The organism is Streptomyces sp. NPDC047117 (assembly GCF_040643545.1).
In the GTDB taxonomy this organism is placed as follows: Bacteria; Actinomycetota; Actinomycetes; order Streptomycetales; family Streptomycetaceae; genus Streptomyces.
Map to the genome: position 1 here is coordinate 500326 of NZ_JBEYUN010000002.1, position 22204 is coordinate 522529.

Below are 22204 nucleotides of genomic sequence, written 5' to 3' on the forward strand. Positions count from 1 at the left end.
CCTGTGCCCATACCGTCGCCGCTGATCACACGACTCATCGTCATACCGGCCGACAGGCCTACGGACCGGCACACCGGCCGGACCAGGGAAGGAACACCGTGCGCAAGCTGCTGCCGTTGATCGGCTCGCACCCCGGCGGCCGTTCGGCCATGACCTGCCGCTACCGCTGCGGCGACGCCTGCTTCCACGAGACACCCAACACCAGCGACAACGCCTACGTCGGTGACGTGATCGCAGGTGCGCTCTCCCGCCGGTCCGTGCTGCGCGCGAGCGCCGTCGTCACGGCCGCCGCGGCCACCGGTGCCGCACTCGTCGGCCCGGGCGCCGCCCCCGCCACCGCGGCGGAGTCCGGCGCCGCGTCCGGCACGGCGGCCGGCGCCACCCGCCATGCCCGCCGCCCCGCCCGCGGCCTGCGCTTCGCGCCCGTCGCGCCCAACACCGCCGACTCCGTGACCGTCCCGGCAGGCCACGAGCAGAACATCGTGATCCGCTGGGGCGACCCGGTGCTGCGCGGGGCCCCGGCGTTCGACGCGGACCGGCAGTCCGCGAAGGCGCAGGCCGGTCAGTTCGGTTACAACAACGACTACATGGCCGTGCTGGACCTGCCGGGCGAGCGGGACCGGCAACTGCTGGTGATCAACCACGAGTACACCGACGAGGCCCTGATGTTCGCCGGGTACGACGCGGACAACCCCACCCGCGCACAGGCGGAGATCGGCCTCCAGGCGCACGGCCTGACGGTGCTCGTCGCGCAGGAGGAGCGGCGCAGCGGCCGGCTCACCGCGGTACGCCGCCACCACCTCAACCGCCGGATCACCGGCACCACGCCGTTCGAGGTGACCGGCCCGGCGGCCGGCAGCGACCTGCTGAAGACCTCCGCCGACCCCGAGGGCACCCGCATCCTCGGCACGCTCAACAACTGCGGCGGCGGCATCACCCCTTGGGGCACGGTGCTGTCCGGCGAGGAGAACTTCAACCAGTACTTCGCCAACGGCGACGCGGCCGGCGACGCGAAGACCGCGGAGCGGCTGAAGCGGTACGGCATCAAGGGCGCGGCCAGCGAGCGCAAGTGGGAGCGGTTCGACCGGCGCTTCGACGTGGCGAAGGAGCCGAACGAGACCAACCGCTTCGGCTGGGTCGTGGAGATCGACCCGTTCGACCCCGACTCCACCCCGCGCAAGCTCACCGCGCTCGGCCGCTTCAAGCACGAGGCCGCCGAGCCGCGGCTGACCCCTGACGGCCGACCTGTGCTCTACATGGGTGATGACGAAAAGTTCGACTACTTCTACAAGTTCGTCTCCGCCAAGCGGATGAAGCGCGGCAACAGCGCGGCGGCCCGTGAGCACAACCGCACGCTGCTGGACGAGGGAACGCTGTACGTCGCGAAGTTCACCGGCGACAGCCCGGCGGACGGGATCGACGGATCGGGGAAGCTGCCGGCGGACGGCGAGTTCGACGGCCACGGCGAGTGGATCCCGCTCGCCACCGGCACCACCTCGCACGTGCCCGGCATGACCGCGGAAGAGGTCTACGTCTTCACCCGGATGGCTGCCGACAAGGTGGGTGCCACGAAGATGGACCGCCCCGAGGACGTCGAGCCCAGCCCCCGTACCGGCAAGGTCTACGTGGCGCTGACCAACAACAGCGACCGGGGCAAGGACGGCAAGGCCCCCGCCGACGAGGCCAACCCGCGCAACGGCAACAAGCACGGCCAGATCCTGGAGCTGACCGAGCACCGCGACGACCCGGCGGCCGGACGTTTCACGTGGAACCTCTTCCTGGTCTGCGGTGACCCCGAGGACCCGACGACGTACTTCGGCGGGTTCCCCAAGGATCAGGTCAGCCCGATCTCCTGCCCCGACAACATCACCTTCGATGTGCACGGCAACCTGTGGATCTCCACCGACGGCAACGCCCTGGGCAGCCACGACGGCCTCTTCGGCGTGGCCACCACCGGCTCGCGGCGCGGCCAGGTGCGGCAGTTCCTGACCGTGCCGACCGGCGCCGAGACCTGCGGCCCGATCGTGCAGGAGCGCCGGGTACTGGTCGCGGTGCAGCACCCGGGCGAGGTGGACGGCGCGAGCGTGGAGCAGCCGGCGTCGCACTGGCCGGACGGCCCGGGCAAGCTGGTCCGTCCGTCGGTGATCAGCGTCTGGCGCAAGGACGGCGACGACATCGGCGTCTGAGGCGTACAGCGGGCCGGGCGTTCGCCTCCGCGGCGTACGCCCGGCCCGGCACTTCGCCGCGCCTCACTCCTCCGGCAGCCGCTTCGCCGCCGCGCTCACCGAGCGGGCCCGCCAGCCGTCACCGGACCACGGATCGGCCGCCTCCAGGCGTTCCGGGGTGGTCCGCAGCGTCCAGCGTTGGGCGGTCAGGTCGGGGTCGTCGAGTTCGTCGCGGGTGAGGGGCATGGCCACCGGCGCGCCCGGCTTGGCACGCACGCTGTAGGGCGCGACCGCGGTCTGGGCGTAGGCGTTGCGCTGTACGTCGAGGTAGATACGGCCCCGGCCGCCCTTCGTAGGGCGGTCGGCCTTGCGCTGCTCGGTGGTGAGCCGGTCCGGGTGGCGGTCGGCGAGCAGTCCGGCGGCGCGGTGCGCGAAGTCCCGCACCGTGTCGTAGTCGTGCTTGGCGTCCAGCGGCGCGATGACATGCAGGCCGCGCGAGCCGGTGGTCATCAGCCGTACGGGCAGCCCGACCTCGTCCCACAGTTCGCGGACGCGGGCGGCCGCCCAGCGCACGTCCTCGAAGTCCGCACCCTCAGAGGGGTCGAGGTCGAAGATCAGGAGGTCGGGGTCGTCGGGGGTGTCCTCCCGGGAGAGCCAGCGGTGCTGGGTGAGGGAGGCCTGCCCGGCGAGGTAGACGAGGGTGGCGGCCTCGTCGCAGACGACGTGCGTGACCTTGCCGCCCGCCTTCTCCTGCACGGAGGTGCGGATCCAGTCGGGGAAGTAGTCCGGCGCGTTCTTCTGCATCAGGGGCCGGCCGCCGATGCCGTCCGGATGGCGCTCCATCATCAGCGGGCGGCCGCGCAGGTGCGGCAGCGCGCGCGGGGCGACGGCCCGGTAGTGCTCGGCCACGTCCAGCTTCGTGAGGCCGTCGTCCGGGAAGAGCACTTTGCCGGGGCGGGTGATCGCGACAGTACGACGGCCCGCCCGTACGGTCTCCTCGTCCTTCTTGTCGCCCTTCATAAGGGGGAGGGGTAACCGCGCCGGCTGTGTGCCAAACCCGCCGCCACGGTGCCCGGACCGCCGCCGGGGACGGCCGTACGAGTTGCTTCCGGGCCACGGCCGTTCGCCTGCCGTGCGGGGCGGTACCGGCGTGCTTACGATCCTTGGCGGCAGGGGCCGGACAGGTGCCGGGTACGGAGAAGTGGAAGGGACGCCGCGATGAGAGCCGTAGCAGTCAGCGCCTTCGGGGCCGAGCCCGAGCTGATGGACCTGCCGCAGCCCGAGCCGGGGCCCGGCGAGGTGCTGGTCGCGATGGCGGTCGCGGGCCTGAACCCGGTCGACTGGAAGATCGCCGACGGCATGCTCAAGGACGCGGCGCCGCACACCTTCCCGCTGGTCCTGGGGGCCGACGGGGCGGGCGAGGTGGTCGCGATCGGGCCCGGCGTGCGCCGCTGCACGGTCGGTGACCAGGTGTTCGGGCAGTTCCAGCTGGTGGGCAGGGGCGGTGGTTCGTACGCGGACTACGCCGTGGCGGCGGAGGACGCCGTCGCGCCCGCGCCCCGGAACGTCACGTACGCGACCTCGGCCGCGGTGCCGACGGCCGGCACGAGCGCGTACAACCTCGTCGAGGAGACCCGGGTCGTGGAGGGCAAGCGGGTGCTGGTGGTCGGTGCGACCGGCGGCGTCGGCACCTTCGTCACGCAACTGGCCGCGCAGCGCGGCGCCGAGGTGATCGCCACCGCACGGGCGGGCAGCGCGGAGCTGATGGGGCAGTTCGGCGCGGCGGCCACGGTGGACCACACCCAGGGCCCGGTGGCCGATCAGGTGCGGGCCGCCCACCCGGACGGCGTGGACATCCTGATCGACCTGGTCAGCGGGGCGGAGGCGTTCGCGGAGCTGACCGGTGTCGTACGGGACGGGGGCACGGTCGTGTCCACGGTCGGCGCGGCCGACACGGACATGCTCATCGAGCACAACCTGCGCGGCTTCAACTTCCTCAACCGGCCCTCGCCGCAGCTGCTGTCGATCCTCGCCGATCAGCTCGACGCCGGGCGGCTCACCGTGCTGATCACCAGTGAGGTGCAGCTGGAGGACGCCCCGGCGGCCCTCGCCCGCAGCCGCAGCGGCCGGGCGCAGGGCAAGACGGTCATCGGGCTCTGAGCCCCCGGCGGGCCCGCAGCCGCCCCGCGAGGACGCCGGGCAGCCAGGCCGCCAGGGCGGTGACGAGTCCCGCCGCGCCCAGCAGCAGGCCACCGGTCCGGGCGCTCGCCGTGAGCGTGTCGAAGACCGCGGCGCCCGTCGCCGGGGTCACCGACTGCGGCAGCACGTCCAGGGCGTAGCCGCGGGCCACGGCGACCACGGCGAGCAGCAGCGCGCCGCCCACGGCACAGCCCAGGCCGGTACCGATCAGCGCCCGGCGGCGGCGCGGCGCCACCAGCAGCCCGGCCACCAGGCACAGACCGGCGGCGACGGGCAGCAGCCGGCCGAGCGTACGCACCGCCGCGTACGGGCCGCGCACCTCGGCCACCTCGTCGGACCGCAGCAGCGTGAGCGTGGTGCCGGAGACATGGACCCGCTGGATCAGCCGGGCGCCGGCCGGCACGGTGTGCACGAGGCGGGCCCGGGCACGGTCGACGACGGGCTGGAGGTCGAGCTCCACGGTCCGTTCACCGGACGAGGAGAGCGCGGTGACGAGGGAGGCGTGGGTGGTGCCGTTGACGCGGTTCCACAGGGCGGGGAAGCCGCGCGAGGTGACCACGCCGCGGATCTGGGTGGCCACGAAATCCCGGACGCCATGGGTGAACCGCTCGCGCACCGCGGGGCGTTGTGCCGGTGGCACGGCGTCCACCAGCGGCGACAGGTCCACCCGGCGCATCACGCCGTCGGTGATCGCGGTGACCATGTTCCGCTGGACGGCGGGGTCGCGGGAGAGCGGCGCGGTGGTGGCGGTGTAGCGGGCCGTGTCGGTCAGTTCGGCACGTGCCCAGCCGGCGGCGAGGGCCGGTGGCGCCAGGAGACAGCCGAGCACCAGCAGCACGACGGCCAGAGCGGCACGAGGCCGGTGGCGGGGCGGTGGTCCGAGGACGGTCGGAGCGCCGGTGCGGGCCGGTGCGCTCGCTGCCATGTCTCCTCCGTTTCACGTGAAACCGGCACCTCCCGGGCGCGCCAGGGGCGCCCGTTCTCCCGCAAGTGTGCCGCGCCCCGTCCCGCCGACGCTCGATCCGGCCACGTGAGTCGCGTCGCTCCCGGCTCAGTGGTCGTGCGGCCCCGCCCGGTGCACGGGCCCGTGGGTGTCGGCACAGTGGGCGCCGGAGGGGTCGGCCCGATGCCCTATGCGCAGCAGTTCCTCGCCGTCCTGCTCGCCGAGATGGTCGACCTGGAGCGTGGCGTGCGTGATGCCGTACTCGGCCGCCAGCAGCTCCTGCAGCGTGCGGCGTACCTTGTGACAGTCGCCGCCGGGCTCGACCAGGACATGCGCGGAGAGCGCGGGATCGCCGGAGGTGATCTCCCATACGTGCAGGTCGTGGACCTCCACGACCCGGTCGGCGGCGACGACCCGGTCCCCCAGCGCGTCCGGGTCCACGCCGGCGGGCGCGGCCTCCATGAAGATCCGGCCCGAGTCGCGGACCAGTCCGATGCCCGCCTTGAGCATCAGCGCGACCACCAGCAGCGACGCGATGGCGTCAGCCCGGGCGAAGCCGGTGGTCAGCACGACCGCACCGGACACCGCCGTGGCGATGAAGCCGAAGAGGTCGGTGAGGATGTGCTGGTAGGCGCCCTCGACGTTCAGGCTGGAGCGGTTGGCCTTGGAGAGGCACCAGGTCGCGACGAGGTTCACCGCGACTCCGGCGAGCGCGGTGACGACCACCAGCCCGCCGGTGACCTCGGGCGGCTCGATGAGCCGGTGGATGGCCTCGTACGCGAGCCAGACCGACAGCACCAGCAGCGTGACGCCGTTGGCCTGGGCGGAGAGGATCTCGGCGCGCTTGAGGCCGTAGGTGTAGCCGCCGCGTGCCGGGCGGGCCGCCAGCCGCATCGCGATCAGCGCGAGGACGATCGAGGCGGCGTCGGTGAGCATGTGTGCCGCGTCCGAGATCAGGGCCAGGGACCGGGCGATGAATCCGATCACGACCTCGATGGCCATGAACGCGGTGATCAGGATCAGTGCGGCGCGCAGCCAGCGGCGGTCCGCGTCCGCCGCAACGGCGTGCGAGTGGCCTGAGTGATCACCGTGCGCGTGGGCGTGCCCCGTCATGCCCCACTCCCTCCTGGGTCGGGCGGCGTGGCTGCCGCAAGGGCCCTCGACCGAAGGAAACCGCACTTCGGCGAAAGATCCAAAGGCTGCATCGGTACCCGTTGTCATTCCCCCGGCATCCGGGTATCGCCGCAGCTCAGGGCCTTGTGCGGGCGGCTGCCCCGCGCGTCGTACCGAAAAGGATCTCCGCTGCCGGTCTTGAAAGGGCGCCGGACAGAGACGATCTTGTTACGGACCGCAGGAACCCCATCCACACCCCCAGGGAGCGTTCTTGGCCGCGAACCGAGAAGCGCCGGACATACTGTCGCCCGAGTTCATGGCGGACCCGTACGCCGCGTACCGCGTCATGCGCGACGACTTCCCGCTGCTCCACCACGAGCCCACCCAGAGCTACATCGTCTCCCGGTACGAGGACGTCGAGCGGGCTTTCAAGGACCCGGCGTTCACCACCGACAACTACGACTGGCAGCTGGAGCCGGTGCACGGCCGGACCATCCTCCAGATGAGCGGCCGCGAACACTCCGTACGCCGGGCCCTGGTGGCGCCCGCCTTCCGCGGCGTGCCCCTCCAGGAGACCTTCCAGCCGGTCATCGACCGCAACGCGCGCGAGCTCATCGACGGCTTCCGCGACGCGGGCCGGGCCGACCTCGTCGCGCAGTTCGCGACCCGCTTCCCGGTCAACGTCATCGTCGACATGCTCGGCCTGGACCGCGGCGACTACGACCGTTTCCACCGCTGGTACACCGCGATCATCGGCTTCCTCGGCAACCTGAGCCAGGACCCGGAGGTGGCCGAGGCGGGGCTGCGGACGCAGCAGGAGTTCGCCGCGTACATGCTGCCGATCATCCGGGAGCGGCGCGCGAACCCCGGCGACGACCTGCTCTCCACGCTGTGCACCGCGGAGATCGACGGCACGGCGATGAGCGACGAGGACATCAAGGCGTTCTGCAGCCTGCTGCTGGCCGCGGGCGGGGAGACCACCGACAAGGCGATATCCAGCGTCATGCACAACCTGCTGCGTCACCCGGAGCAGCTGGCCGCCGTGCGGGAGGACCGGTCGCTGATCGAGCGGGCCTTCGCCGAGACGCTGCGGTACACGCCCCCGGTCCACATGATCATGCGGCAGCCGGCGGAGGACGTCCTCATCGGCGGCGGCAAGGTGCCGGCGGGTGCCACCGTGACCTGCCTGATCGGCGCGGCCGGACGGGACGAGCGGCGTTACGCGGACCCGGACACCTTCGACATCTTCCGCGACGACCTGAAGTCGGCGACGGCGTTCTCCGCCGCCGCCGATCACCTTGCCTTCGCGCTCGGCCGGCACTTCTGCGTCGGCGCGCTGCTGGCCAAGGCCGAGGTGGCGGCCGGCATCGGGCAGCTGCTGGACGCGCTGCCGGACGCGGCGATCGAGGACGGGGCCACCCCGCGCGAGCAGGGCGTCTTCACCCGCGGCCTGGACGCGCTGCCGGTCACGTTCACGCCGGTGGGCTGAGCACGAGGGACCGTACGGGGGCGACCCCGTACGGTCCCGTGTCTCAGGCGGGCCCCGGCGTGTACGTCGGGGTGAAGGTGACCGGCAGCCCCGTCAGGCCGCGCATCCACACCGACGGGTGCCAGACCAGGTCCTTGTCCGGCACCGCCAGCACCACGTCCGGCAGCCGGTCCAGGAGCACCTCCACCGCCGCCCGCGCGATCACCTCCGCCAGCTGCGGCGCCGGGTACGGGCACGCGTGCTCGCCGTGGCTGAACGCCATGTGCGCCTGGTTGCCGTCGGCGTCGGCCGCGGTGAAGTCGGGCCGTACCAGCGGGTCGTTGTTGGCCGCCGCCAGGCCGAGGACCACCATGTCACCGGCCTTGATGCGGTGGCCGCCGAGCTGGGTGTCCCGGGCCGCGAAGCGCCCGATGAAGTTCTGCGTGGGGGTGTCCTCCCACAGCACCTCGTTCAGCGCCTGGCCGACGCTGCGCCGCCCGCCGGTCAGGCTGACCGCGAAGCGGTCGTCGGTCAGCATCAGCCGCAGCGTGTTGCCGATCCAGTTGGCCGTGGGCTGCTGCGCCGCGGCCATCACCACCAGCAGGTCGATGACCACCTCCTCCTCGGTCAGCCCCGCCGTGTGGGCGAGCAGCCGCGAGGGGACGTCGGGTCCGGGCTGCCCGCGCTTGGCGGTGACCAGGTGGGCCATCCGCTCCGCGACCCGCCGGTGCGCGTCGATCGCGCCCTCGTGGACGTCCAGCGACTCGGCGATGTCCCGTACCAGTTCGGGGACTTCCTCGGTGGGGGCGCCGTACAGCTCGGCGACGACGCGCAGCGGGAGCCCCGCCGCGTACTCGGCCACCAGGTCCGCCTCGCCGCGCCCGGCGAAGGCGTCGACCAGCCGGTCCGCGACCCGCTCGCAGATCTGCCGCAGCTCGAACTGGTCGATCGCCAGCAGCGCGTCGCTGATCGCGCCGGCCCGCCGCCGGTGCTCGGGCCCCTCGGCGAACATCACCGACGGCTGGTACCCGACGAACGGCAGCAGCGGCCAGTCGTCCGGCACCCGGTCCCAGGCGTGCCAGCGGCGCGAGTCGCGGGGGAACAGCTCGGGGTCGGAGGTGACCTGGTGCAGCTCGCGGTAGCCGATCACGAACCAGGCCGGGAAGCCGCCGTCCAGCAGGATCGGCACCACCGCACCGTGCCGGCTGCGCATCTCCCGGTACAGCCGGGCCGGATCGCCGCTCAGCCCCTCGCCGTACAGCGGGACGGCCCCGGCGGGGACGGGGCAGCCGGCGGTCTGCGGGGCTTCGGTCACGGTGCACCCTCCTGAACATGTGTCATGCGGTGGTCTCCTGGGCGGTGAGCGCGTACAGGTGGCGGACGAGGGAGATCAGCACCTGCTTGCTGGACTCCCGGTCACGGGCGTCGCAGGCGATCAGCGGCACGCCGGGGGAGAGGTCCAGCGCGTCCCGTATCTGCTCCAGGGTGTGGCGCTCGCCGCCGAAGTCGTTGTGCGCGACCACGAACGGCATTCCGTGGGCCTCCAGGCGGTCTATCGCGTACCAGGAGTCGTCCAGCCGCCGGGTGTCGACCAGCACCACCGCGCCCAGCGTGCCGGAGAAGAGCCGGTCCCACAGGAACCAGAAACGCTCCTGGCCGGGCGCCCCGAACAGGTACAGGACGTTGCGCTCGTTGATCGTGATGCGGCCGAAGTCGAAGGCGACGGTGGTCGTCGACTTGCCCTCGACGCCGGCCGGGTCGTCCACGCCCACGCCCGCCTGGGTCATCGTCTCCTCGGTGTTGAGGGGACGGATCTCGCTGACCGAGCGGACCATGGTGGTCTTGCCGACGCCGAAGCCGCCGACGATCACGATCTTCAGGCCGTTCTCGGCGGACTGGTGCAACGGGGCCCGTACGTTCTCGTCCACGGCGGTCCCGGCCGTGTCGTCACAGGCGGTGGAGTGCATCGAGCACCTCCTTCAGCAGGTCGGGTTCGGGCAGCTCGGCCCGGGCGGGCGTGCGCGGATGGCGGGCGGTGATCCGGCCCGTGTCGAGCAGGTCGGTGAGCAGGATCCGGACGACGCTCACCGGCAGCCGCAGCTCCGCCGACAGCTCGACGACCGCCGTCGGGCGCCGCGCCAGCTCCAGGATGCGGCTGTGCTCGGACTGCATCCCGGGCGCCGGCTCGCACTCGGCCACGATCAGCGTGACCAGGTCGAAGGAGCTGCCGGTGGCCCGGCTGCGGCCGCCGGTGACGGTATAGAGCCGGTCCGGGTCGTCGTCCGGGCCCAGCGGGCTCATGCCGGTCGGCCCGGCGCGCCGCCGTCCTCGCGGGGCGCGGCGCTGAGGTACTCGCCGATCTGCTCGACCAGTTCGTTCATGTTGAAGCCGATCACGCCGACGTCGGCGTCCTCGACGGCGACCACGGCCAGATGTGCGCCGTGCCCCGCCTCGACGATGAAGAGGATCCCGCCGTGGAACTCGGTCATGGCCTGCCGCACCCCGCCGCTGCCGTCGCCGAATTCCACGGAGGCACCGTGCGACAGCGACTGGATGCCGGAGGCGATGGCGGCCAGCTGATCGGCCTGGTCGACGCTGAGGTCCTTGGAGTGGCAGAGCTTCAGGCCGTCACGGGACAGCACCAGTGCGTGCCGCGCGCCCGGCGTCTTCTGCAGGAGGTTCTCCAGCATCCAGTCCAGGCGGTTGTCGGTGGTGTTCATCGGGGATCGTCCTTCGGGGCTTCTTCGGGGGTGGTGGGCCGGGCGGGCGGGGCCTCGCCCTGCACGGCCCGGCGGAAGGAGCGCAGGCGCGCCGCCGACTCCGCGTGGGAGCGGCCGCGGGTGCGTCCGGTGGCCGACGGGTTCTGCGGGATGGGCGCGCCGGCCAGGGTCTGGCCGCGCCGCCGCTTGGGCAGCCCGCTCGGTCCGTACTCCGTCGCGGGCGCCGGGCCGGCTCCGCGCGGCGCGGGCACGTCCGGCGCGTCCCGGTGGGGCGTGCTCCGGTCGTGCGGGTCGTCCGGGCTCGGCGACGCGCCCCCGTCGCGCGCGGTGCCCGCGTCCCGGTCGGGGACGGTGAAGCGCTCGTCGGTAGCCTCCCGTACGGCGCGCGTCGCGGTGGCGTCGCCGCGCTCGCGGGTGGCGGGCAGCTCGGGCACGTCACGCTCGTGCACCTCGCGGTCCTGCCGGTCGTGCGCGGCGCGCAGGCTCGTGGCGCGCCCCTCGCCGGCCGCGGTCCGGGTGTCGTCCGGCCGGTGCGGGGGCTGCTGGGAGATGAGGTGCTGCGGGACCAGCACGACGACGCTCGTGCCGCCGCGCGCCGAGGGCCGGAAGGAGACGGTCAGGCCGTGCTTGCCGGCCAGGCAGCCGACGACGGCGAGGCCGAGACGGGTGCCGGACAGCGACATCAGGTCCAGCGTCTTCGCGGAGACCGCCGCCTCGGCGCGGCGCAGCGCCGTCTCGGTCATGACCAGGCCGCTGTCCTCGACGCTGATCACGACGCCGGCCTGCGCCTCCTCGACGTACACGTGCACCGTCGAGGTGGGCGGCGAGAAGGAGGTGGCGTTGTCCATGATCTCGGCCAGCGCGTGCATCACGCCCTCGGCCGCGTGCCCGGCGACCGCCGCGGTGCTGCTGCTGTGCAGCCGGATACGGCGGTAGGCGCTGATCCGGCCCATCGCGCCGCGCAGGATGCTCTCCATGGTGATCGGCTTGTTCCAGCGGCGGCCGGAGCGGGAGCCGGTCAGTACGGCGATGCTGTCCGCCAGCCGGCCCGCCTGCGCGGTGCTGTGGTCCAGCTTCAGCAGGTCGCCCAGGACCTCTTCGCCGTGCCGGTGCTCCATCTCGCGCAGGTCGGCGAGCATGCTGGTGGCCAGGGCCTGGACCCGGCCGGCGGCGCTGGCGCAGGCGGACATCGCGGCGGCCCGCATCCGCTCGCCCCGGCCGACCTCGGTGGCCAGCGTCTCCACGATGCGGCGGTGCGCGGCGGACTCCGGCATCGGGGTGTGGCCGAGTGCGGTGCCGACCGAGGCGCCGTCCCGCAGCCGGGTCACCAGCGCCGGCAGCGTCTCGGACGCGAGCTGCTCCGCCGCGGCCTCCACCCCGGCGAGCCGCGCACGGTGCCGGGCGGCGGTACGGAACGCGTACACCGTGGCCGCCAGCAGCACGCTCAGCGCCACCGCCGCCGTGCCGCAGCACCACGCCAGCCAGGCCCGCGACTCCGCCGGGCCGGCGAGCACCGGCCACAGCGCCAGCCCGCCGGTCACGACGAGGGCGGCGAGGAGCGCGTAGAGCGCCGCCGCCAGGGGCGAGCGCGCCGGCTGCGGACGGGTGGGTGTCTGAGCTGACATCAAACGGGTCCTCGGGCGGTCGCGGGGTCGCAAACAGCCCTGCGGGCGCAGGACAAGCGAAGATCGACTGCACCCTATCCGCTTCCTACCGGCGAGCAACTTCCGCGTAGGGACGAACTTTTGAATGTGTGTCCGGACCCGGAGCGCGGCTCTGTCCTCACGTGCGCTTCCACCGGATCTGCGCAGTTCGCGACCTACCCTTGTTGAACATGATTATCAACTGCTACGGTTCCGGTATGCGCCGCGCGCCGTCCGGCGTCCGGTCCCGCCGGGGACCCGTACGCCCGGGCGGCCCGGACTCGGGAATGCCCGTCGGGCCGGCAGCCCTCGCCGGGCATTCCCGTCGACCGGGCGGTGGCGGGCGCCGGAGTACTGCGGTCCGGCGCCCGCCCCGCCCGTCGCCCGGCCGGCCCCTGTCCTGCCGGTCAGGCGCCCGACACCGGCGGCTCCGCGACGAAGCCGCCGGTGTCGGGCGCGCACCCGGGAACGCAGGTGCGCCGGCGGCTGCTCGCCGGGATCCGGCGGTCCGCGGCGTCGGGCGGGCGCGTCACCTTCCGACGGTCACGCGTGGGCCACGGTGCCGGTCACGCGCGGGTCATGGTGCCGGTCACTCGTACGGCCACTTCCAGTCCGCGACCTCCGGCATGTCGGTGCCGCGCTGCCGGATGTGGTCGTGGTGCCGCCGGCGCGCGTCCTGCATCTCCTGGCGCAGCGCCGTGGCCCGTACGGCGAGCCCCGGCACCCGGTCGATGACGTCCATGACCAGCCGGAACCGGTCCAGGTCGTTGATGACCACCATGTCGAACGGGGTCGTCGTGGTGCCCCGCTCCTTGTAGCCGCGTACGTGCAGGTTCGCGTGGCCGGTACGGCGGTACGCCAGCCGGTGGATCAGCCACGGATAGCCGTGGTACGCGAAGATCACGGGCTTGTCGGGGGTGAACAGCGCGTCGTACTCGGCGTCCTTCATCCCGTGCGGATGGTCCTCGCTGGGCAGCAGCCGCGCGATGTCCACCACGTTGACCACCCGTACGGCCAGCTCGGGCAGGTGCTCGCGGAGCAGCGCGGCCGCCGCCAGCACCTCCTGGGTCGGCACGTCGCCCGCGCAGGCCAGCACCACGTCAGGGGAGTCGCCGCCGCGCTCGGTGCCCGCCCAGTCCCACACGCCCGCGCCCCGCGCGCAGTGTGCGATGGCCTGGTCCATGTCCAGCCAGTCGAAGGTGGGCTGCTTGCCCGCCACGATGACGTTGACGTAGTCCCGGCTGCGCAGCGCATGGTCGGCCACCGAGAGCAGGGTGTTGGTGTCCGGCGGCAGATAGACCCGGACGGCCGGCGGGTACTTGTTGAGCACGTGGTCGACGAAGCCCGGGTCCTGGTGCGAGAAGCCGTTGTGGTCCTGGCGCCAGACGTGCGAGCTGAGCAGGTAGTTCAGCGACGGGACGGGACGCCGCCACTCCAGGTCGCGGGTGACCTTCAGCCACTTGATGTGCTGGTTCACCATCGAGTCGACGATGTGCACGAAGGCCTCGTAGCAGGAGAAGAGGCCGTGCCGGCCGGTGAGCAGATAGCCCTCCAGCCAGCCCTGACAGGTGTGTTCGGAGAGGATCTCCAGCACCCGGCCGTGCCGGTCCAGGTCCTCGTCGGTGTCCAGCAGCCTGTCCTGCCAGTTCTTGCCGGAGGCCTCGTACACCGCCTGCAGCCGGTTCGAAGCCGTCTCGTCCGGGCCCACCAGCCGGAAGTTCCGGCTCTCCGCGGTGTCGGCCATCACCCGTTGCAGCAGCTTGCCGAGCACCTTGGTCGGCTCGCGCAGCTCCGTGCCGGGGCGCTTGACCGGCACCGCGTACTCGGTCAGCGGCGGCATCGGCAGCGAGCGGGTCAGCTGCCCGCCGTTGGTGTGCGGGTTGGAACCCAGCCGGCGCGCGCCCTTCGGCACCCAGCGCAGCACCTGCTCGCGCGGCGCGCCCCGCTCGTCGAACAGCTCCTCGGGCCGGTAGGAACGCAGCCAGCGGTCCAGTTCGCGCAGGTGGTCGGGGTTCTCGCGGGTGGATGCCAGCGGGACCTGGTGGGCGCGCCAGGTGCCCTCGACGGGCTTGCCGTCGACCTCGCGCGGCCCGGTCCAGCCCTTCGGCGTACGGAGCACGATCACCGGCCAGGGCTGCCGCGCGGGCGGGGCGGCGGAGCCCTCCCGGGCGGCGCGCTGGATGGTGCCGATGCGGTCCAGCGAACGGTCCATGGCGGCGGCCAGCTCGCGGTGCACGGTCTCCGGGTCGTCGCCGGTGACGTAGACGGGCTCGTGTCCGTACCCGCGCAGCAGCGCGTCCAGCTCCTCCTCGGGCAGCCGGGCGAGCACCGTCGGGTTGGCGATCTTGTACCCGTTCAGGTGCAGGATCGGCAGCACGGCGCCGTCGTGCCGCGGGTCCAGGAACTTGTTCGAGTGCCAGGAAGTGGCCAGCGGGCCGGTCTCCGCCTCGCCGTCGCCGATGACGCAGGCCACGACCAGGTCGGGGTTGTCGAAGGCGGCTCCGTACGCGTGCGCCAGCGAGTACCCCAGCTCGCCGCCCTCGTGGATCGAGCCCGGCGTCTCGGGCGCGACATGGCTCGGCACCCCGCCCGGGAACGAGAACTGCTTGAACAGCCGCGCCATGCCCGGCTCGTCCTGCGCGACGTCCGGATAGATCTCCGAGTAGCTGCCCTCCAGCCAGGACCCGGCGACCACCGCGGGCCCGCCGTGCCCGGGCCCCCAGATGCACATCGCGTCCAGGTCGCGCTCGACGATCACCCGGTTGAGGTGGGTGTAGACGAGATTGAGGCCGGGCGAGGTGCCCCAGTGGCCCAGCAGCCGGGGCTTGATGTGCTCGGGCGCCAGCGGTTCGCGCAGCAGGGGGTTGCCCAGCAGGTAGATCTGGCCCGCTGCGAGGTAGTTCGCCGCCCGCCAGTGGGCGTCCAGTGCCCGTACGTCCTCGTCGGACAGCGTGCCGGCGCCCCGCTCGCCGCCGGCCACCGCCGTCCCGGTCCCCGGTGCATCCCGCATGAATCAACCCTTCTCCGGCCTACCCGTCGAACCGACCCTTTCCATGCTGGGAGCGGGGGCGCCACCCGGCAACGCAGGATCGGCCGGGGTACGCGGTACCCGTGACCGGAAGAGAGATGCCGGCGGACGGTCTGCGGATGGGGAATCGGGGGGTGGGGTGATGGCGGATGCCCGACGGAAGGTGAATCGGAAGGGGCATGGCGGCTGACGCCCGGCGGAAGGCGGACCGGGGGAGCGATGCCCGCGAATGCCCTGCGGAAGGGGGCCGGAGGAGCGATGCCTACGGACGTCCTGCGGAAGGTGGGCACGTCACGTACCGTGCGGGCAGGGAAGGCGGCGGACGGCCGCCGTACGCGAAGGGGGAGCGCGGATGGATCCGGAGATCGCGACGCTGGCGGGCACCGCCGGCACGACGCTCGTCACGCTGATGGCCACCGAGGCCTGGCAGGGCGTACGCGACGGGGTCGTCGGCCTGTGGCGGCGGGCCCGCCCGGACCGTGCCGACGCCGTCTCGGCCGAGCTGGAGGCCGCCCGCGAGGACCTGCTCGCGGCCCGCGACTCCGCCGACGAGGAGACCGAGGAGGAGCTGCGCCGGGACTGGCAGGGCCGCATCCGCCGCCTCCTCGCCGCCCGCCCGGACGTCGCCGACGACCTGCGCGCGCTGCTCGACGAGGTCTCCCCCGACGTGGCCCCGGCGGCACCGGTGATCACCCAGCACGCCACCGCGTCCGGCTCGGCCCGGGTCTATCAGGCGGGCCGGGACCAGCACATCCACGAGCGGTGACACCGGTCACGGCGGGGTCGGAACCTCTTACGAGCCAACTTACTCCGGAGTAACGTCGCGTCTCCCGGCCCGCACCTACGGCCGCGCCCCGGCCCGTACTTCCGGCCGCACCCCGGCCCGCACAGGAGGCGTCATGTCCCGCACCGCCGACCGCACCGCTCGTTCACCCAAGCTGCTCGCGGGCCTGCTGGCCGGTGCGGGGGTGCTGCACTTCGCCGCGCCGAAGCCGTTCGACACGACCGTGCCGCGCGCCCTGCCCGGCTCGGCGCGCGGCTGGACGTACGCGAGCGGCGTGGCCGAGCTGGCCCTGGCGGCCGGCGTGGCCCACCCGCGGACCCGGCGGGTGGCGGCGCTGGCCACGGCCGCCTTCTTCGTCGGCGTCTTCCCCGCGAACGTCCAGATGGCCGTCGACTGGCGCCACCGCCCCGCCCCGCTCCGGAACGCGGCCTTCGCGCGCCTCCCGCTCCAGGCCCCGCTCGTCCTGTGGGCCCGCGACGTGGCCCGCAGGGCAGGACGGTAAGCGGAGGCCGGCCCGGCGGGGCGCACCACGCGCCGGGGGTAACCCCCCTCCACCGCAGGGGACGTGGCCCAATGTGCTGGGTGCGGCGGGAGCGACAGAGTACGAGCCTGCCCTCGCCCCGCTCCCACGATGAGGCGTACCTCTCGAGGATCACACCTATCGCCCTCCGGGCTTACCGGAACGTCATGCCCCGGTGTGACGGCAGGTGTCGGAAGTACCTCCCGAAGGCGACGTGCCGGTATTTGGCCCCTGCATAGCCTCGGAGTCGTCGCACGAGGCAGGGCGCAGTGCCCTGCCTCCGCGGTCCTGCCGGACGTCACGTCCGCCGGGAAACGACTCTCGCGCACCGTCTCCGTACCGGCACGTCCACCGGCGGCCCGTCCAGCGGCGCCGCTCTCGACCGGCCCGCCGGACGGGGAGGAAGGAGCCCCCCACGATGCCCTTCGTACCGCTCCGAAAGACCGGTGCACACGCCGCGGCCGGGTCCGTCAACGCCGGGGCCGGACCCGTCAACGCCGCGGCCGGGTCCGTGAAGAAGAGAGCCTCGGTTGTGGCCCTCGCGCTCCTCGTACCGCTCACGGCCACCGGCTGTTACCCGGCGGGCGCCGGCGCGGCGGATGCCCGGCCCGGCGCCGACCACGGCAACGAGCGCCTCTTACCCGGCCTCGGGAACGGCGGTTACGACGCGCACAGTTACGACGTCCACTTCGACTACCGCGCCGGCACGACCCGGATGCGGGCCGACTCCGTGATGGACGCCATCGCCACGCAGAACCTCTCCCGCTTCAGCCTCGACTCGGCGGTCAAGGACATCGAAAAGGTCACCGTCAACGACCGTCCGGCCCGCTTCCGTACCGACGCCAAGCGCGAGAAGCTGCACGTCGTGCCCGAGAGGCCGGTGGGCGACGGCAACGCCTTCCGCGTGAGGATCCGTTACACCGCCGACCGTGCCAAGGACCCGGTCTCGCCCGCCTATCACCTTCCCAAGGGCATCGAGTGGCCGGTCAAGAGCTGGATCAACACCAAGGACGGCTTCGCCTTCATGGGCCAGCCGGACCGGGCCCACCTCTTCTTCCCCTCGAACGACGTGCCGTCCGACAAGGCCCGCATCACCTTCGGCGTCACCGTGCCGCGCGGCACGAAGGCCGTGGCCAACGGCGACCTCGTACGGCACCGGCGGCTCGCGGGCTCCCGCGACGAGTACACGTACACCACCCGCGACGAGATCCCCACGCACGTCACCCAGCTCGCGGTGGGCAAGTTCCGCGCCGTCGACCAGCGGGGCCCGCACGGCCTGCCCGTCCGCAGCTGGGTGCCGGCCGACCAGTACGACAAGACCGTCTCGAACGCACGGCGCACCGCAGGCCAGATCTCCTGGCTGGAGAAGGCGCTCGGCCTGCGCTACCCCTTCGACCGGTACGGCGTCCTCGGCGTCGACAGCGACTACAACGGCGTGGCCCTGGAGACCGCCACGCTCTCCACCTTCTCCGCTCACGCCCTGACGGTGGAGCCGTCGAAACTCACCCCGATCATGGTGCACGAGCTCGCGCACCAGTGGTTCGGCGACGCCGTGTCCGTACGCAGCTGGGACGACATGTGGCTCAGCGAGGGCCACGCGACCTACTACCAGATGCTCTACGCCGCCTCCCACGGCGGAGACGCCCTCGACGCCGCGATGAAGAAGGAGTACGCGGGAGACGCGGAGCAGCGCTCCACGGGCGGCCCGCCCGCCCGTCTGAAGAAGGCCACCAGCCTGCTCTTCAACACGGACGCCCCCGGCGCCCTGATGCTCTACGGCCTCCGGAACAAGGTCGGCGAGTCGACCTTCCGAAAGATCGAGACCACCTTCTTCCGCACCTACCAGGGCCGTTCAGCCACCACCCAGGACTACATCGACATCGCCAACCGCGTCTCCGGCCAAGACCTCACCCCGTACGTCAAGTCCTGGCTCCACGGCAAAACCACACCCCCCATGCCCACCCACCCCAACTGGAAGCCGTCCAACCCCCACTGACCGCCCTCACCCCGAACAACACAAAGGCCCAGCCGAGGGGAATCCCCCTGTGCTGGGCCTTGACCACTGGAGCGGGTGACGGGAATCGAACCCGCGCTCTGAGCTTGGGAAGCTCATGTTCTACCATTAAACTACACCCGCGTGACCGCCTGATCTTGCAGGGCGGTGCATCGTCGCACACTGTACCCCATCCCTCGCCTCCGGTGCATTTGGCCGTGAGGCTTTTGTCATGTCCGGGGGTGGCGCGGGGGGCGTATGCGGGGTGCGGGCCGCGGGAGTTGAGGCGTACGGTGGGGACTCTTCCCGCGTTCGGCATGCCGCCTGGGAGTGCGCCCAGTTCATCCCCTAATGTGGCTTTTGTTGTCCATGCGTTTGGGAGAGGGACTTGATGGAGCGCACCGTCGTCCGTTGTGCCGAGGGGCACGTGTTCAGCACCGCTTCGTTCCCCATGCAGACCACCGACCGGCTCGGTCCCGGTCGGCTGCTGCGGTGCCCGCGCTGTGCGCGGCTGCGTCACGCGGTCCCTGTGCAGATGGAGAAGCGCTAAAGAGGACGTGAGGGCCCGGCCCCCTTGGAGGGGCCGGGCCCTCACGGCTGTCCGGGGGCTGTCCCGGGGCGGGACGGGGCTGGACGGGCCGGGGCGGCACGGGGCGGGAAGGCGGGGCGGAAGCGGGATGCGGAGCCCCGGGTACCGGACGCGTATCCTCGTGGCGTGCTTCTCTCAGACAAGGACATCCGGGCCGAGATCGACGCGGGCCGGGTGCGTATCGATCCCTACGACGAGTCGATGGTCCAGCCGTCGAGTATTGATGTGCGCCTCGATCGGTACTTCCGAGTGTTCGAGAACCACCGGTACCCGCACATCGACCCCGCCGTCGAGCAGCCCGACCTGACGCGCGAGGTCGTCCCCGAGGGGGACGAGTCCTTCATCCTGCACCCGGGCGAGTTCGTGCTGGCGTCGACGTACGAGGTCATCACGCTGCCCGACGACATCGCCTCCCGGCTCGAGGGCAAGAGCTCGCTGGGACGGCTGGGGCTGCTGACGCACTCGACCGCCGGGTTCATCGACCCCGGTTTCAGCGGCCACGTCACGCTGGAGCTGAGCAACGTCGCGACGCTGCCGATGAAGCTGTGGCCGGGCATGAAGATCGGGCAGCTGTGCATGTTCCGGCTGACGTCGCCGGCCGAGTTCCCGTACGGGTCGGAGCGCTACGGCTCCCGCTACCAGGGGCAGCGCGGGCCGACGCCCTCGCGGTCGTACAAGAATTTCCACCGTACGCAGGTCTGATGATCCGTACGGCGGCGGGGGAGAGCAGTGGCCCGGCGGTGCGCTCGCAGGGGAGCCGCGCCGCGGGGCGGGATCGCTAGAGGGCTGAGAGAGATACGTGACTGACGTCCGGGAAAATCTGACGTACGAGCGCTTCGGTGTCGCCATCCGCGAGCTGGCGCAGACCATCGCCGACGACGGGTACGAGCCCGACATCGTGCTGAGCATCGCGCGCGGTGGCGTGTTCGTCGCCGGCGGTCTGGCGTACGCGCTGGACTGCAAGAACATCCACCTGGTGAACGTGGAGTTCTACACGGGCGTCGGCGAGACGCTGGAGATGCCGGTCATGCTGGCTCCGGTGCCGAACGCGATCGACTTCTCCGACAAGAAGGTGCTCATCGCCGATGACGTCGCCGACACCGGGAAGACGCTGAAGCTGGTGCACGACTTCTGCCAGGGGAACGTGGCCGAGGTGCGCAGCGCGGTGATCTACGAGAAGTCGCAGTCGCTGGTGAAGTGCGAGTACGTCTGGCAGCGCACGGACGACTGGATCAACTTCCCGTGGAGCGTCGAGCCGCCGGTCGTCCGGCGCGAGGGTCAGGTTCTCGACGCCTGAGAAACCCTTCCTTCTTACCGGGGTATCGCTCTTTTCTTGAGGGCCAACTACCCCCTCCCGTGTGCCGGTTGAGGTGCATGGCGAATTCGGGCCAATCCTGTGCCGGGTGTTCCGCCGGGGTCTACCTACGAGTAGAAACCGGCGGTAACAGCAGACCGGAGGGGAGGCCCAATGGTGCGTGCGAGACGAGGGCGGCGGCTGGTGACCGCAGCCGCCGCCGTGATGGTGCTGACCGGCGGTACGGCCGTCGCCGGTACGGGGACGAGCATGGCGGCGCAGCCGCCGTACGGGGCGCGGGCCGTCGCGGAGAGCAAGCCGCTGCCGCCCGAGCTGGAGAAGATCAGGGCCGAGGAGGCCGCCGAACTCTACGGTGACCCGGCCGAACGGCCCCTGGACCAGCGCAAGACCTCGCTGATCTCGCTGGGCGACAGCGAGATCTCGGGCGAGGGCGTCGGGACGTACGAGCCGGGGACCGACGGGCCGGACAACTGGTGCCACCGGTCGCCGGACGCGGCCATCCACCGGACCGGCATCGCCGCGGACGTGACGTACAACGTCTCCTGCTCGGGTGCGTACACCGGGAACATCAAAGCCGGTGGCAGCAAGCAGTACGCCGATGAGCTGGTGCAGAGCGACAGCCTCGCGATCAAGGCCCGGAACACCCGGCTGAAGATGGTCGTACTGGTGGCCGGGGCCAACGACGACCTGCAGTTTGGGCCGGTGATGACGGACTGCGTCACCCGCTGGCTGACGCTGCAGGGGACCTGCGAGCCGAAGTACGCGCCGGGGTGGCAGGCGCGGGTGGACGGGCTGGTGCCCAAGGTCGAGCAGACCGTCGGTGACCTGCGGACCGTGATGCGGGACGCCGGGTACGCGGACGGCGACTACAAGCTCGTGGTGATGGGCTACCCGAGCCCGATCGGGCCTGACATCGAGGACAACCCGGATTTCCCGGGCAAGCTCCCGGGCGGGTGCACGGGGTACACCTCCGACTCGGCCTGGGGGCGGAACGCCGCTGTGCCGGCCTTCGAGAAAGGCATGCGGAAGGCGGCGCGGGACTCGGGAGCCGTGTACCTGGACAACTCGCGGCTCTTCCACGGGCACGAGGTGTGCATGGAGAACCCTTGGGCGCGCGGTCTCTACGTCGATCTCTCGAAACCGTTCCCGCCGGACTCCAACTCCGTACGGCAGTCCTTCCACCCGAACGCGCGCGGGCACGCGGCCTTCGCCTCCTGCCTGACCCAGCTCTACGCCTCCGGTCTGCGCGAGGCGTCCTGCTCCGACCCGGTGGGCACGGGGAAGCCCGAGCTGTATGCCGGGGCGTGGGACGACGCCTTCAGGCCGCTGAAGAACGCCGGTACGGGGAGCTGTGTGGACGCGACCGGCGGCAGCTCGCGCAACGGTACGAGCGTCGGCGGCTGGGACTGCAACGGCCAGCGGAACCAGGGCTGGTGGTACGACAGCGGCCGGCAGTCGGTGCACGTGGAGCTGACGCAGGACCGGTGCCTGGACGTACCGGGAGCGAAGTACCAGGCCGGGGCCGGTCTGGTGCTGTGGAACTGCTCGGGCGCGGCGAACCAGCGATTCGTGAAGGACGGGCAGACTCTCCGTCCGGAGGCCGCCCGCGATCTGTGTCTGACGCTGGCCTCGGCGAAGGACGCGCTGCGACTGCAGAAGTGTGAGGGCGCGGCTACGCAGCGTTTCACGTGAAACAACGCGGACCGGGCGGGAGTTCAGCACGG

Annotated in this window: 18 protein-coding genes and 1 tRNA gene; 9 read left to right on the forward strand and 10 right to left on the reverse strand. The window is 72.1% G+C overall.

Features of this window, described 5'->3' with window-relative positions; genetic code table 11:
- The first annotated feature begins 98 nt into the window (after window positions 1-98).
- On the forward strand, window positions 99-2186 hold the full coding sequence (locus ABZ840_RS05340; RefSeq protein ID WP_361553584.1) for a PhoX family phosphatase: 2088 nt from the start codon (window positions 99-101) through the stop codon (window positions 2184-2186).
- A 63-nt stretch (window positions 2187-2249) separates the two neighbouring features.
- On the opposite strand, the gene ligD is transcribed toward ABZ840_RS05340, so the two are convergent.
- Entirely contained in the window at window positions 2250-3185 is a 936-nt protein-coding gene (gene ligD / locus ABZ840_RS05345; RefSeq protein ID WP_361553587.1) for a non-homologous end-joining DNA ligase, read from the reverse strand.
- 198 nt (window positions 3186-3383) lie between these two features.
- Here ligD and ABZ840_RS05350 point away from each other — a divergent pair, with 198 nt between their 5' ends.
- On the forward strand, window positions 3384-4325 hold the full coding sequence (locus tag ABZ840_RS05350) for an NADP-dependent oxidoreductase (protein WP_361553590.1): 942 nt from the start codon (window positions 3384-3386) through the stop codon (window positions 4323-4325).
- On the opposite strand, the gene ABZ840_RS05355 is transcribed toward ABZ840_RS05350, so the two are convergent.
- Both ABZ840_RS05355 and ABZ840_RS05360 read right to left on the reverse strand, forming a co-directional pair.
- Complete coding sequence (locus ABZ840_RS05355) at window positions 4312-5289, reverse strand: hypothetical protein (protein ID WP_361553593.1); 978 nt, start codon at window positions 5287-5289, stop codon at window positions 4312-4314. The genes ABZ840_RS05350 and ABZ840_RS05355 overlap by 14 nt on opposite strands.
- A 126-nt stretch (window positions 5290-5415) precedes the next feature.
- Window positions 5416-6420 (reverse strand): cation diffusion facilitator family transporter, encoded by a 1005-nt coding sequence (locus ABZ840_RS05360; protein ID WP_361553596.1) that lies wholly within the window; start codon window positions 6418-6420, stop codon window positions 5416-5418.
- Between the two features lie 271 nt (window positions 6421-6691).
- Between ABZ840_RS05360 and ABZ840_RS05365 the strand changes: the two genes are divergently transcribed.
- A complete protein-coding gene (locus tag ABZ840_RS05365; RefSeq protein WP_361553599.1) occupies window positions 6692-7909 on the forward strand; it encodes a cytochrome P450 in 1218 nt (405 codons plus the stop codon).
- Between the two features lie 43 nt (window positions 7910-7952).
- Here the strand turns inward: ABZ840_RS05365 and ABZ840_RS05370 are convergent, their stop codons facing one another.
- The 6 genes from ABZ840_RS05370 to ABZ840_RS05395 all read right to left on the reverse strand — a co-directional run bounded on the left by ABZ840_RS05370 (window position 7953) and on the right by ABZ840_RS05395 (window position 15261).
- Window positions 7953-9149: a cytochrome P450 gene (locus tag ABZ840_RS05370; RefSeq protein WP_361553933.1), complete on the reverse strand. Its 1197-nt coding sequence runs from the start codon at window positions 9147-9149 to the stop codon at window positions 7953-7955.
- 76 nt (window positions 9150-9225) lie between these two features.
- Window positions 9226-9855 carry an ATP/GTP-binding protein gene (locus tag ABZ840_RS05375; protein WP_361553602.1) on the reverse strand — a complete coding sequence of 210 codons (630 nt, stop codon included), beginning with the start codon at window positions 9853-9855 and terminating at the stop codon, window positions 9226-9228.
- Window positions 9836-10189, reverse strand: coding sequence for a DUF742 domain-containing protein (locus ABZ840_RS05380; RefSeq protein ID WP_361553605.1), 354 nt, complete (start codon window positions 10187-10189; stop codon window positions 9836-9838). Before ABZ840_RS05380 ends, ABZ840_RS05375 begins: the two co-directional genes overlap by 20 nt.
- Window positions 10186-10608 carry a roadblock/LC7 domain-containing protein gene (locus ABZ840_RS05385; protein WP_361553608.1) on the reverse strand — a complete coding sequence of 141 codons (423 nt, stop codon included), beginning with the start codon at window positions 10606-10608 and terminating at the stop codon, window positions 10186-10188. The genes ABZ840_RS05380 and ABZ840_RS05385 overlap by 4 nt, the downstream gene beginning before the upstream one ends.
- Window positions 10605-12233, reverse strand: coding sequence for an ATP-binding protein (locus ABZ840_RS05390; RefSeq protein ID WP_361553611.1), 1629 nt, complete (start codon window positions 12231-12233; stop codon window positions 10605-10607). Before ABZ840_RS05390 ends, ABZ840_RS05385 begins: the two co-directional genes overlap by 4 nt.
- 607 nt (window positions 12234-12840) lie before the next feature.
- On the reverse strand, window positions 12841-15261 hold the full coding sequence (locus ABZ840_RS05395; RefSeq protein ID WP_361553614.1) for a phosphoketolase family protein: 2421 nt from the start codon (window positions 15259-15261) through the stop codon (window positions 12841-12843).
- A 370-nt stretch (window positions 15262-15631) separates the two neighbouring features.
- On the opposite strand from ABZ840_RS05395, the gene ABZ840_RS05400 reads away from it, so the two are divergent.
- From ABZ840_RS05400 to ABZ840_RS05410, 3 genes are all read left to right on the forward strand, one after another.
- A complete protein-coding gene (locus tag ABZ840_RS05400; RefSeq protein WP_361553616.1) occupies window positions 15632-16045 on the forward strand; it encodes a hypothetical protein in 414 nt (137 codons plus the stop codon).
- A gap of 133 nt (window positions 16046-16178) precedes the next feature.
- Complete coding sequence (locus ABZ840_RS05405; protein WP_361553619.1) at window positions 16179-16565, forward strand: hypothetical protein; 387 nt, start codon at window positions 16179-16181, stop codon at window positions 16563-16565.
- Between the two features lie 436 nt (window positions 16566-17001).
- Window positions 17002-18579: a M1 family metallopeptidase gene (locus ABZ840_RS05410; RefSeq protein WP_361553622.1), complete on the forward strand. Its 1578-nt coding sequence runs from the start codon at window positions 17002-17004 to the stop codon at window positions 18577-18579.
- A 67-nt stretch (window positions 18580-18646) separates the two neighbouring features.
- Here ABZ840_RS05410 and ABZ840_RS05415 read toward each other — a convergent pair.
- Window positions 18647-18720, reverse strand: a tRNA-Gly gene (locus tag ABZ840_RS05415).
- Between the two features lie 571 nt (window positions 18721-19291).
- Here ABZ840_RS05415 and dcd point away from each other — a divergent pair.
- From dcd to ABZ840_RS05430, 3 genes are all read left to right on the forward strand, one after another.
- Window positions 19292-19867 carry a dCTP deaminase gene (gene dcd / locus ABZ840_RS05420; protein ID WP_361553625.1) on the forward strand — a complete coding sequence of 192 codons (576 nt, stop codon included), beginning with the start codon at window positions 19292-19294 and terminating at the stop codon, window positions 19865-19867.
- Between the two features lie 97 nt (window positions 19868-19964).
- A complete protein-coding gene (locus ABZ840_RS05425; RefSeq protein WP_361553628.1) occupies window positions 19965-20462 on the forward strand; it encodes a phosphoribosyltransferase in 498 nt (165 codons plus the stop codon).
- A gap of 267 nt (window positions 20463-20729) precedes the next feature.
- On the forward strand, window positions 20730-22172 hold the full coding sequence (locus tag ABZ840_RS05430; RefSeq protein WP_361553936.1) for a ricin-type beta-trefoil lectin domain protein: 1443 nt from the start codon (window positions 20730-20732) through the stop codon (window positions 22170-22172).
- Window positions 22173-22204: the final 32 nt, after the last annotated feature.